The following is a 12,062-nucleotide window of genomic DNA, read 5'->3' as shown; positions in this document are numbered from 1 at the left end:
CGGCAGAAATTTCTTGCCGGCATGCCACGCGTAAATCCGGGGCAAAAATAAGAAAGGGTCGCTGCGCGACCCTTTTCTTTATGCTGCCTTCTTGTCAGCCGGCCGGGCTTTTTCGAGCTGGCAGGTGATCAGGTCCATCGCTTCCCGCATGATGTCGGAGACGCTCATCTGGGTTGTCTCCATGATTTGCTGCAACCGCTCGCGCTCTTCGTCGCTGATCCTCATCGAAATGACATTGTAGCGCGGATTCTCTCTCATCTTGCCCATTGGTTTGTCCTCCATGTATTCTGGTTTGGTTGATAACGCTTGTAATGCCCTTGTATATTGCTATATACATGCCAGAATTGATGTGGACGGTAAAAATTATAACAAAGCGAAATTGTTGTGCTTTATAACGTTAGTTTGTTTTAACGCAATATTTTGTTTACATTGGTGTGTCACGATTGGCACAAATCGGGCCAGAAGTGCGCACTATTCTCCCGGATTGTTGTGCCGCCCTTTCGCGTCACTATCTTTGAGGCGATATTTATCGAGAAGGCGATAAAAGGTTCGCCGGGGGATATTTGCCAGCTTTGCGGCCCGGGTTACGTTGCCGTTGGCCTCTGTCAAAAAGCGTTGAACCAGTTTCTTTTCCAGTTTCCCCACGTGCCGTTCCCGCTCGGCGCGGAAGGAATTGCGGAGATCCAGGGCAGTTGGTGCACCTTCTTCGTAGTTTTCGGCAAAGGCTATCGGCAGGTTCTCGAGGCGGATGATATCATCGTGGGTCAAGACCGACGCTCGTTCGATGATGTTGTGCATCTCGCGGATGTTGCCGGGCCAGGGATAGCGCATCAGCGCCTTGATTGCCCGGTCTTCGATGCCGACAATCCGCTTGTTGAGCTTGGTGCTCGCCTTGTCGAGGAAGTGGTGCACCAGGATCGGGATCGACTCGACCCGGTTCCGTAACGGCGGCATGGTAATGGTGAAAACGTTGAGCCGGTAGTAGAGATCCTCGCGGAACCACCCTTCCTTTACCCCTTCTTCCAGATTTCGGTTCGTTGCCGCGATCAATCGCACGTCGACTTTTCTGGCCGCGGTGCCGCCGACCGGCCGGACGTCGCCGGTGTCGAGAACTCGTAACAATTCCGCCTGAAGCTTGGGAGTGATGTCGCCGATTTCGTCAAGAAAGATTGTCCCTCCGTCCGCTGCCTCGAAAAGACCTTTTTTCTCGGCGATGGCGCCGGTGAAGGCGCCGCGCTTGTGGCCGAACAATTCGCTCTCCAGCAGCGAGTCGGTGATGGTGGTGCAGTTGACCGTCACCAGCGGCTTGTCGTTCCGCTTGCTGTAACGGTGGATGGCGCGGGCGGTCAGTTCCTTGCCGGTCCCCGATTCGCCGCGGATCAGTACGGTGGTGGGGGTCGGGCCGACCTGTTTGATCAGGTCGAGCACCTCAAGGGTCTTCCGGTCGTTGCCGACAATAAATTCGTCGCCGTATTCCCGTTCGATCTCGCGCCGGGCCAGCTCGTACTTCTGGATCAGCCGGCCACGGTCCTCCTCCAGCTGCTGGAGGTTGTAAGGGAGGCACATCTCGATTTCCGCCAGCCCCTGGTAAACCGCCACGGCATACTCCCGGCAGGTCCGATAGCCGCAGGCGCGGCAGTTGAGTTCGTCCTTGTGGGAAAACTTGTTGGTCGACTGAAGGATGTTCTTGATATCGTTCGCCTTGGGGCTGTCGAGACGGGAATGTTTGCTGGTAAACCCGCGGGTCAGGGAAACCGGTTCGCGGTGGCGCAGGTAGTGTTCGGCCGTCTGGTGGGGCACCTCCCGCTTGTAATGGTTGATGATCAGGTTGCGGCGGTAGAATTCGGTGACGTCGTGGTTGCGGCCGGGGCCGCCGATGCAGCCATCGTAGCAGAAGCGCAGATCGACGAGACGGGGGGAGATCCGGCCGGCCGCGAGGTCGTTGATGACCCCCATAACGTTAACTTCGCCGCAAGCGCTGACCGATTCGGTGTCGAGGGGGTCTACCGGAATCGAAAAGGCGCGGAACGTTCCTTCGTCGATCGAGAAGAGTTTGCCCAGGTGTGGCGGGATGCCGTCGAATGGTTCATCCGGCAGGCTTTGCAGGGTGATTTGCCGGCTTTTGAAGATGCCTTCGAGCTCGCGATAGGTCAGCACGATGTCGATTGCGCCACGGGTTTCCTTCATGTTGGTGTCGAACTTGGCGGCAATGCAGGAGCTGATGTAGACGATCCGGACCTGGGGGCCGAGGACCTCCTTCAGGAATCGCCCCATGGCCACCATCGGCGAGACAACGGGGATGAGGTTTTTTAACAGTTTCGGGTAATGCCGCTCGATCAGGTCGACGATGGCCGGGCAGTGGGAAGAGATGAGCGGCATGGAGCGTTGCTGGGTGATCCGTGCGTAGTGGCCGGCGATCAGCTCGGCGCCGTACGCTCCTTCGTGGGCCTCGGCAAAACCGAGTTTTTTAAGTCCGGCGGCCAGTTGGCCGGGGGTGGCATTGTGAAAGAAGGCGGGAAACGACGAGCCAAGGACGGCAATCGCCATGTCCCCTGAGGCGAGTAGCTGTTCGGTAACGCCGACCTTGTCGGCAACCGTCTTCGCCTGCTGCGGGCAGTTGCTCAGGCAGTTGCCGCAGCCGATACAGCGGTCGAAGATGATCTCGGTGTAACTTTTGTCGACCTTGATTGCCTTAACCGGGCAACTGCGGACGCAACAATAGCACTTTCGGCATTTTTCCTTGAGGGTGACAATCGGTTCCATGATGCTCCTTGGCGGGCTGCAAAAAATCTTGTCCAGAATAGCTTACTTTGGCATGTTGTGCAACAATTGACACACTGTTGAGTTGCTGTGCCATGTATGGCACGGCCGGAAAGGCCCGGGCCACGGAACGGATCGGTTGGCTGGACCGATCCGGAAAAGCAGGAGCGGGTGCCGGCTTTCATAGCAATTGCCACAAATATCGGCATGCGCTATGTAGCAGGCAATACACCGGACAGCTTTTGCGAGATGCAACCACACGTAATTGTTGACTCTTGTGCTGCAGTCGTTTTGGCACGCTCCATGAACCCACTCGAGGGGACGCGGGGGTGGACTGTCCGAACGGACGCCGACCGTTCAGGTCCTCGCTCCGTTGGCCGTGACGGCCTCCGGAGAGGAAAGCAGGAACCGTTCCAGTGCTACCGTCCGATTGACGCGGGGCTGTGCAACCGAGGTTGTAAGGAGCTACCATGAGCTGCGCCGTACTCGATTTATCCATTGCCGAGCTAGTTCGCCGATACCCGGCCAGCCGCCAGCTGCTGGCCGGCCATGGCATCACCCAGTTCGACGATCCAGAAACGCTCGCCACCTATGGCGGATTGTTGAAGGTCAGGACGCTGCTCAAGGCGCAGCGGATCGATGAAGGGGCATTTTGTGCCCGCTTGGCGGCAGAGTCGACCGTTGTCGACGGTGAACCGGTACCGGCGGTGTCGACGGTCCCAAACCTCTTCGCCCTGTTACCCTGTCCGCTGAAGGTCCCGATCGAGGAGGCGTTTGCCGCCTTTCTGCAGCGTCTTCCCGCCGATCGCCGGGAGCGGCTCACATTCTTTATCGAGGGGAATGCCAACCATCAGCTGGATTATGCCGACTACGCCGACCACTTCGAGCGGCTGGACGAGATCCCGGACATTGTCATCACGCCCGGGTTCAACAGTTTTTTCCATCCACATTTTGTCGAGCGTTTTATCCGGGTCGGCCGCTTCACCAGCGTCAGCGGCTACGCCGGTGATCGCCATCTGGCACCGCTCGGGGTGATCGATCCGGCGGGGCACTATACCATGCTGGCGATGAATCTGCTGGTGCCGGTAGTCGACCGGTTCCGGCTCGGCAGCCGACCGGTGCCGCGGTGCTGGGCGGATCTCCTGGACCCGCAGTATCGTGCCAGTATTGCCATTCGCGGCAACAGTGACGGGACTTTTTGCGAAACGTTGCTGCTGGCGATCCTCAAGGAGTTCGGCCCGACAGGCCTTGAACAGTTGGGGCGGAATGTCAGCTACGGCTGGCATCCATCCCAGATGGCCAAGACGGCCGGCAACGGTCGGGAAGAGGGCCCGGCGATCAGTATCATGCCGCTCTTCTTTACCACTACCATCAAAAACCGGGAACAGGTTGAGATCGTCTGGCCGGCGGACGGCGCGCTAGTGAGCCCGGTTACCATGCTGATCAAGGCGGAAAAGCGGAGCGAATTGCGGGAGGTCGTCGATTTCCTGGCTGGGCCGGAAGTTGCCCGGATTTGCGCCGGCGCGCTGTTCCCGGCCGTGCATCCGGAAGTGGACAACCGGTTACCGGATAATGCCACGTTCAAATGGATCGGCTGGGATTACGTCACCGGCCACGATCTAAAGACGCTCATCGCGCAGGCCAATGAAGCCTTTCGCCGTGGTTTTCGCCGTTCTGCCGAGTGAACATACTCATTTCTGCGTTGCCGCAGTTCTAATGTACGACCCACAGGAGGGATCATGTCGACATCGCTGTCGCTTGGGCAGGATACCGAAGCAACCAAGAAGGGAAGCTGGAAGGATGCGAGTTTTCAGCTCCAACAACGGGGTACCGACCGTTATCAGTTAACCATGGACGGCTACTTGACTACCGGCTGGATGGGGCGGCTTGCAGCCGGTCTGGTGCGGAGCCGCCTGGGAATAATCGGTGGTGAGGCGGAGAAAATATCCGCGACGACATGGCATGCGTCCTTCGAAATCTCCCGACATCCGCTTGCGCCGGAACCGTTCGGGATCGATTTCCTTGCCTGTGCCAACGAGGAGCAAGCGGCAGTGCCGGCAGGGAGCATCACGCTGCACGACTTCGTGGTGGAGCCGTCCAGCCGGCATGGCGGCTGCCTTTATGTTGAAGTGACTGGGTTGGACCGGCTCGGTTTTCTCGACGCGTTACTGGCCGGTTTTAGTATGAACTGCCTTTTCCCGGTACAAATGACCATCGATACCGTGGGGAATGAAGTCTTCGACCGCTTCTGGCTGAAAGGGATGGCCGGCTCGAGGCCATCGGAGCCGGCTACGCTGGCCCTCAGGCAGTGGCTGGAGCGCCAGATGCGCTAAATGCGCACTTGGCAACGGATCTGGCGCTCTGTCGGGTGCTGCGGCGGTCAGTCGATGGCAACCAGTTTCAGGGCAAAAGTCAGATCAAGGCCTGCCAGCGGGTGATTACCGTCCAGGGTTACCATCGTCTCATCCACCTCTGTGACCAACAATACCCGCTCGACACCGGCGGCGAAGCCGACCCGCAGTTTCTGTCCCACCTTGATTTCCCGGCCCGGGGGAAATTCCGTCCGCTCAACCTTGATGATATTTTCGGCCAGACGCGGGCCAAAGGCCTCGGCGGCGGGAATAACGATGTTCTTTGCCTCGCCGGTCGCCATGCCGACGACCGCCTGTTCCAGCGCCGGAAAAACCTCGTTGGTCCCGATGGTGAAGACGAGGAGTTCATCCTCGGTACGACTGTCGAAAATGCGGCCGTTGTCGAGCGTGCCAATGTACTGGATTGAGACGGTGCTGCCGTGCTGCGCGCGTTTCATAAAAGCAACTCCTGTCGAGTGATCCCCACCTGCCACGGATCATGCAAAGGGCTCGCCGATAACCGGTAGTGGTACTTCTCATCAAGGTAAATCAGGCACTTGCCGAGGCGAGCAGCGAATTCGGCCCCGGCAGATCACCGGAGCGGCCGGGCGAGTGCCTGCATAGCAACAGCAGCTGCCGAATTTTACGGCAGCTGCACGCAATTTGCCCAACGTTATGTTGAAGACTATATAACGATAGGGGACTGCCGATGAAAAAGCTCCGCATTTACGGCGGCTTAACCGGTGCGGTGCAGCTGGCACGACTTATGAACTGGGAAAAGGGAGTTCCGCAAGGAAGCAGCGACCTCCCGCAACGGTGCGGGGACGACAACAACGGCGGTTGCGGCAGCAGTTCCGATAAACCCTGCCGCGAGAGGAAGCAATAACTGCATCATGACGGCGAGGGGGCCGCCATTCACAATGGGGGTGCCACCCGGCGACTCCGGACAATTGAGAAAAGGAGAAGGTCATGAGACAGGTAGCAATTTACGGCAAAGGGGGGATCGGCAAGTCGACCACCACCCAGAATACCGTGGCGGGGCTGGCGACACTTGGCAAGAAGATCATGATTGTCGGTTGTGACCCCAAGGCCGATTCGACTCGGCTCATTCTTCATGCCAAGGCTCAGGACACGGTGATGGACCTGGTTCGGGAAAAGGGGACGGTCGAGGATCTGGAGCTGGAGGAAGTCATGAAGGTCGGCTTCAGGGATGTGCGGTGCGTCGAATCCGGCGGTCCGGAGCCGGGCGTCGGCTGCGCCGGTCGTGGCGTCATTACTGCCATCAACTTTCTCGAAGAGAATGGTGCCTATACCCCTGATCTCGATTTCGTCTTCTACGACGTTCTTGGCGACGTCGTCTGCGGCGGGTTCGCCATGCCGATCCGGGAGAACAAGGCGGAAGAGATTTATATCGTCTGCTCCGGCGAGATGATGGCCATGTACGCGGCCAACAACATTGCCAAGGGGGTTCTCAAGTACGCCTCCTCGGGCAAGGTACGGCTCGGTGGGTTGATCTGCAATTCGCGCAAGACCGACCGGGAAGCTGATCTGATCGAGGCGCTGGCGGCCAAGCTCGGTACCCAGATGATCCATTTTGTTCCCCGTGACAACCAGGTACAACGGGCCGAACTGCGGCGGATGACGGTCATCGAGTACTCCCCGGACCATCCCCAGGCCAAGGAGTATCTCGCCCTTGCCCAAAAGATCATCGACAACAAGATGCTGGTGGTTCCGAGCCCACTGGAAATGGACGAGCTGGAAGCGCTGCTGATGGAGTTCGGCATCATGGAGGCGGAGGACGAAAGCGTCGTCGGCAAGGCCGAGACGGTGGCAGGGTAATCTCGCCCGCGGTGAGATCCTCCCTGGAAAGGAGGTTCGGATGAAAGTTGCATTTGCCACATCGACGGGTGTTGCGGTCGATCTCAATTTCCGCAGTGCCAGAGACTTCACCGTCTGGAACATCGAACCGGGCGAGTCGTGCTACGTTACCACGGTGACGGTTGATGCGTCGCCCGATGATCCCGAAGGGAGCATCATTGCCCGGGCCGATGCGCTCGCCGGCTGCACCATGGTCTTTACGCGCGAAATCAACGGGCCGGCGGCGGCCAAGCTGGTCGCGCGCAGCATCCAGCCATTGAAAACGGGCGATGAGAGCTCCGTGGAAGGAATTATCGGGAAACTGGAAAAGGTGCTACGCGGCACTCCACCGCCGTGGCTGAAAAAAATGCGGATCAGGGACACGCTTTGTGACGAGGACGGCCACGTCTGGCGGTAACCTGTTGCCCTGCCGGAACGGGAGCTATACGGAAGTACTCTCCTTCATGTGGTGCGGGGGGGGGATTCCCCCCCCGAATTTTTGTGGTGCAGGTGGGAGCGGTTGGTCAGGAGAGAGATCGTTCAGGCAAAAAAACACCCTAGCGACTAGGAGGGAAGTCAACTAGGGCATAATGAGGATCTTGCGATCCTCGCAATTCTTTCTATAGTCAGTATACCTCCTCAGTATTTCCTCCGCAAGCGAATAAATATAGCTAAGCTGCTAATATTTAATAGAATTTAATCAAACCGCCTAGTGCCGGGATGGGTGGTTCCCCCTGCCGCGCCGATTGCCTCGCCAGCCGGTTTATGGTATAAGCTGAACAACAACCAACCACCTGCCAGTTCATCACACCAAGGAGATTTTCATGGAGCTGACTCTCGACGAACACAAGCTGATCGCCGACTTCCGTCGACTGGGCCCTGCCGGGAAAAAAGAGCTGCTCGATACCGTAGCCTGCCTGCTCAAAAAAGATGTCGCCGAGCTGCCGGAAGAATCCGCTTCCCCAGCGGACCGCTGTGCGCTGAAGAAAAAAGCTGACCGGCCGGAAGCCGCCGAAGAACCGATCTTTACCGAGTGACCCTGTCCGAGGGGCCGGGGGCTGCCGGCAGATCGTCCCCGTTTTGCCAGTTCACCGGCCGCGCCGGCGGCTGGGCTCGCCTGAAAAAAACGTTGCGGAATCATTTCATGGCTTTTCTTCGATTTATCATCGCGCTCGCCCTGATGATTGCGGCAGGCGTATTGCCGGCAGCCGCTTCCGGGGCATCGCGCCTTCCCCTGCTTGCTAAACCGCCGCTCGGTGAATTCTGGTTCCGGCTGTCGTTGAGCGGCGAGCGGACCGGTTTTGCCGAGCAGACAATCGTTGAGACGGCAGATGGCTTTGCCGTTGCGGCGGCCGGCAGCGTCAAGATGGAGGTGCTCGGCTTTTCCCGGCAAGCCGCCTCCCGGGAGGAATATCGGGTCAACCGGGATCTTTCCCTGCGATCGTTCAGCGTTGCGGAGACCCTCGACGGCGTTCCGCAACAGCTGACCGGTGAGATGACCGCCAAGGGGGTGAAGGTGATCGTTCGGACCGGCGGCGAAGAGAAGGAAAAACTGCTCAAGACCAGGGGGCCGGTCTATCCGCCGCCGCTGGTCAATCTCTACCCACTTATCAAAGGGGTGGTGCCGGGGAAAAAATACCGGCTGCAGATGCTTGACATCGAGGCGGTCAAGCTCAAAGAAGTGACCATGATCGTGCAGGGGGTGGAAGCCCTGCCGGATGGCCGGCGGGTGGTCAAATTTACCAATGATCTCTATCCGCTGGTCGACAACGAGGTCTGGGTCGATCTGACGGGGCATACCGTTCGTGAATCAGTGCGGGACGGGTTGGTTGAGACCACCGCCGAGGAGCCGCAGCAGGCGCTGCGCTTTATTGCCTGCGCCGCCCTGGCCCGCAGCGGGTCGCTCCTTGATTACAGCCTGATCCGGGTCGATCCGCCGCTTGCCGATCCGGCTGCCCTTCGGCGCCTGGTGCTGGAAATTACGGGGATACCGCCTGCGTTGCCGCTCGTGCAGGGCGGGGGGCAGCACGCCGAGCGGCTTGCCGACGGCCTGGTCCGGTTCAGCGAAGAACCGATCCGGCCGGAGGGAGGACTGCCGCCCGATCCGGCATCATTCTTGGGCGCCACAGCACAGCTGCCGGTCGATGATCCAACCGTCAAAAGCTGCCTTCGGGAAATCGTTGGAACCGAGCCGGCGCCGGCAGTGCAGGAGAAGCTTCTTGTCCGCTGGGTGGCCGAGACCGTCAAGGATGATGCCGCCGCTACCGCCGATTCTCCCCTTGACGCCCTGAAAAACAACAAAGGAAACAGCCTGGCCCGGGCCCGGTTGTTCGTTACCCTGGCCCGGGCTGCCGGCATCCCCTCCCGGGTGGTGTCTGGCATCGTGTATCTGCCGGGAAAAGGGTTCCTCTACCACAGCTGGGCTGAAAGCGCCACCGCCGAAGGCTGGCGGCAACTTGACCCGACCTTTGGGCAACTGCCGGTGGATGCAACCCATGTCAAATTGGTATCCGGCGATACCGATGCCGATCTCGTTGCCCTGGGAGGGGTCGTCGGCATGTTGCAGGTCCGGGCGGTGACTGCGGAGGGGGCTGCGCCGGCCCGGTGAGTCTTTTCAACGGCAGTCGGCGGCATAGCTGTCGAGCATGCCGGTCACTTCTTTCTTCAACCGGGCGGTGAGCGGACCGACTGCCACCAGGTTGAGCCCGGCCGGCGCGAACAGCTGGCCGGCCACTTCCCTGATTAGCGCTGGCGTTACTGCTGCCGCTTCGGCCCGATCCTCCTCGATGCTCTTCACCATGCCCATCAGCTCGCCCCAACCGTAACGCACCTGCATATCGAACGTGGAATCGCGGCTATAGGCCAGATCAAAGAAATAGCCCTGCTTGACCCGCTCCAGTTCCTCGGCGTCAACCGGCTCCTGTGTCAACAACCGTACTTCCCGCAGCACTTCCCGGACGGCCACGATCAGGTTTTCCGGGGCCGTTGCCAGATCGACCGAAAAACAGCCGGTTTCATCGTAGGAGGCCAACTGAGCATCGACGGAATAGACAATGCCCAGCCGTTCTCGTAGCGAAAGATGAAGTCGGGAGCAGCCGCCGCCGGAAAGGAGGCGGCGCAGCAGCCGGGCCGCCGGATTGCGGCGGTCGTCCCGGGCAAATCCCCGGAAGGCGATTTGCAGGTTGATCTGGCTGTCCGCGTCCTTAACGAACAATGCCTGGGGGGCAGTCTGTCCCGCCGGGGCCGGAGAGCCCGGCAGCGGCAGGGGTCCCTGCCAGGTGGCAAATGCGGTCGCGGCTGCGGCGAACAGCTCCCCGGCGGCGAGTCGGCCGGCGGCGACCAGTACGGCATTACCCGGGACGTAATGACGCCCCAGGTAGTCGCGGAGGTCGGACTCGGTGAAGCCGGCGATCGTTTCAAGGAAGCCGATTGTCGGCATGCCAAGCGGATGGTCGGGCCAGAGTAGCCGGCTGGCCAGATTGTCGGGGTTGATCTCTTCGCCCCGCTCGTTGATATCTTCCAGCGCCTCTTCGGTGATGATCCGCTTTTCGATGTCGATGCCGGCAAACGTTGGTGACAGGAGCATGACCGAGAGGAGCCGGACCGCTTCCGGCAGGTGGTCGGGGTGGATTCGCGAATAGTAGCAGGTGCTTTCAGCGTCGGTTGCGGCGTTGACCGCGCCGCCGATCGCTTCGAAGGCCGCTTCCAGCTCCAGGTTGGTCGGATGTTCGGCGGTGCCGCGAAAGAGCATATGTTCGAGAAAGTGGGCTAGCCCCGCTTTCTCTGGCAGGTCGTTGCGGCCACCGGCCCGGATGTAGAGCGCCACCTCGGCACTGTGCAGGTGGGGCATTTCCACCGCGATCACCCGGAGACCGTTGGCCAGGATCGTCTGGCGCGGAGCAACAATCATTGGGCGTCCACGCTGATCTGGCGAATGGCGTCGAAGACCACCGTATCGTACTTGTCCTGACAGAGAATTGCGGCGACGGCGGGGATCTTGAGGAGCGATTTGACCAGCCCGAAGCGCATGTCCCGCGACAGGATATCGATGTAACGGACCAGGTTCTCCTCCTGTTCCGGGTTGAGAGCGGGAGTAGCGGTGAGGGTGGTTACAAGGTCGCTCATGGTCACTGCCTGCTGGTCGTCCCGCTGATTTACCAGTTGCGGCTGGACCCGCGGCCAGTCGTTGAGCACCTCGGCAGCGGTTACCGGTCGGGAGGCATTCTCGCTGCACCAGTGGAGAAAGGCGATGGCTGATTCCTTGCCGACAATCCCCGCATAGATTTCAATCTCCAGATCCTTGGGGAAGCGGCAGTTCTTGCGCAGGATGCTGACCATCTCCCAGCCCCGCTCCGTCGGTTCGGCTTCCATCTCCAGAGGGCTTCCCTGCGCGGCCAGGAATGACCGGTTGGCGGCGAGGAACTGCCGTACCCCCCGATCAAGATCGCGGGCGGCGGCATAACCGGCCCAGCAACTGTAATCAGTCTCGACGTACAGCATCACCATCCGGTCGATGAGCGCCCGGTCGAGGGTCGCTACCTGGTAACTGCCGTCGGGCGGGTTGATGGTCACCACGACTTTGTGCCGCGGGTGAAGCTTGTGGGTATGGAGCGCCCGCCGTTTCCCTTCGGCCGGCGGTTCGATGAACTGGAAGATTGCCTGCAGGGTATCTTCTTGCTGGGCTCGGTTGAGCTCGTCGCAGTGGATCACGGTTTCCGGGTCGGTGTCGGACGGCCACCAGCAGGGGCGCGACCAGTGCATCACGTCCTCTTCCCGGTAGGGGATTCCCACCAGGTCGCCGACTTCCATCTGGCCGAGGCGGAGCGGCACATAACGACGCTCCAGGTCGCGGGTGAGCTGGATGATGCCGGCGGTCTTCCCGACCCCGCGGTGGCCGACCACGCAGGGAGTCAGATCGGTCTTGGTGATGATTTCCCGAAGGACACTCTTCATCTGTTCGACATTCATGGCTGCAAGGATACCTTTCTCTCTGTTGCCGGCAGGCTTCCGGACCTGCTCAACCCTCCCAGCATACCACGTTTGGCGAAGCGAGGTCCAGCGGGTCGTCCCTGCCGGGCGGCTAATCCGCCTTGA

At 60.0% G+C, this 12,062-nt stretch carries 11 protein-coding genes; 6 read left to right on the top strand and 5 right to left on the bottom strand.

The window, feature by feature from the left end:
• Window positions 1-78: 78 nt before the first annotated feature.
• The gene (locus QMN23_RS19075; protein WP_282000921.1) at window positions 79-267 is read right to left on the bottom strand and encodes a ribbon-helix-helix protein, CopG family; all 189 of its coding nucleotides are present in this window, start codon (window positions 265-267) and stop codon (window positions 79-81) included.
• 204 nt (window positions 268-471) lie between these two features.
• Window positions 472-2,763 carry a sigma 54-interacting transcriptional regulator gene (locus QMN23_RS19070; RefSeq protein WP_282000920.1) on the bottom strand — a complete coding sequence of 764 codons (2,292 nt, stop codon included), beginning with the start codon at window positions 2,761-2,763 and terminating at the stop codon, window positions 472-474.
• A gap of 467 nt (window positions 2,764-3,230) precedes the next feature.
• Here QMN23_RS19070 and QMN23_RS19065 point away from each other — a divergent pair, with 467 nt between their 5' ends.
• Together QMN23_RS19065 and QMN23_RS19060 are read left to right on the top strand one after the other, a co-directional pair.
• Complete coding sequence (locus QMN23_RS19065; protein ID WP_282000919.1) at window positions 3,231-4,445, top strand: ABC transporter substrate-binding protein; 1,215 nt, start codon at window positions 3,231-3,233, stop codon at window positions 4,443-4,445.
• Between the two features lie 54 nt (window positions 4,446-4,499).
• Window positions 4,500-5,093: a hypothetical protein gene (locus QMN23_RS19060; protein ID WP_282000918.1), complete on the top strand. Its 594-nt coding sequence runs from the start codon at window positions 4,500-4,502 to the stop codon at window positions 5,091-5,093.
• A 47-nt stretch (window positions 5,094-5,140) separates the two neighbouring features.
• On the opposite strand, the gene QMN23_RS19055 is transcribed toward QMN23_RS19060, so the two are convergent.
• Window positions 5,141-5,569 (bottom strand): FKBP-type peptidyl-prolyl cis-trans isomerase, encoded by a 429-nt coding sequence (locus tag QMN23_RS19055; protein WP_282000917.1) that lies wholly within the window; start codon window positions 5,567-5,569, stop codon window positions 5,141-5,143.
• Window positions 5,570-6,080: 511 nt separating this feature from the next.
• On the opposite strand from QMN23_RS19055, the gene nifH reads away from it, so the two are divergent.
• The 4 genes from nifH (at window position 6,081) to QMN23_RS19035 (ending at window position 9,576) form a co-directional block, all read left to right on the top strand.
• Window positions 6,081-6,950: a nitrogenase iron protein gene (gene nifH, locus QMN23_RS19050; protein ID WP_282000916.1), complete on the top strand. Its 870-nt coding sequence runs from the start codon at window positions 6,081-6,083 to the stop codon at window positions 6,948-6,950.
• Between the two features lie 40 nt (window positions 6,951-6,990).
• Window positions 6,991-7,386, top strand: a complete 396-nt coding sequence (locus QMN23_RS19045) for a NifB/NifX family molybdenum-iron cluster-binding protein (protein WP_282000915.1) — start codon at window positions 6,991-6,993, stop codon at window positions 7,384-7,386.
• A 406-nt stretch (window positions 7,387-7,792) separates the two neighbouring features.
• A complete protein-coding gene (locus QMN23_RS19040; protein WP_282000914.1) occupies window positions 7,793-8,005 on the top strand; it encodes a hypothetical protein in 213 nt (70 codons plus the stop codon).
• Between the two features lie 107 nt (window positions 8,006-8,112).
• The gene (locus QMN23_RS19035) at window positions 8,113-9,576 is read left to right on the top strand and encodes a transglutaminase-like domain-containing protein (RefSeq protein WP_282000913.1); all 1,464 of its coding nucleotides are present in this window, start codon (window positions 8,113-8,115) and stop codon (window positions 9,574-9,576) included.
• 6 nt (window positions 9,577-9,582) lie between these two features.
• Here the strand turns inward: QMN23_RS19035 and QMN23_RS19030 are convergent, their stop codons facing one another.
• Window positions 9,583-10,878, bottom strand: a complete 1,296-nt coding sequence (locus QMN23_RS19030) for a M16 family metallopeptidase (RefSeq protein WP_282000912.1) — start codon at window positions 10,876-10,878, stop codon at window positions 9,583-9,585.
• Window positions 10,875-11,936 carry a hypothetical protein gene (locus QMN23_RS19025; RefSeq protein WP_282000911.1) on the bottom strand — a complete coding sequence of 354 codons (1,062 nt, stop codon included), beginning with the start codon at window positions 11,934-11,936 and terminating at the stop codon, window positions 10,875-10,877. The genes QMN23_RS19030 and QMN23_RS19025 overlap by 4 nt, the downstream gene beginning before the upstream one ends.
• Window positions 11,937-12,062: the final 126 nt, after the last annotated feature.

The organism is Geotalea uraniireducens (genome assembly GCF_027943965.1).
Classification (GTDB): Bacteria; Desulfobacterota; Desulfuromonadia; order Geobacterales; family Geobacteraceae; genus Geobacter; species Geobacter uraniireducens.
Note: the sequence above shows the minus strand (reverse complement) of the source record. Positions and strands in the feature narration are given on the sequence as shown.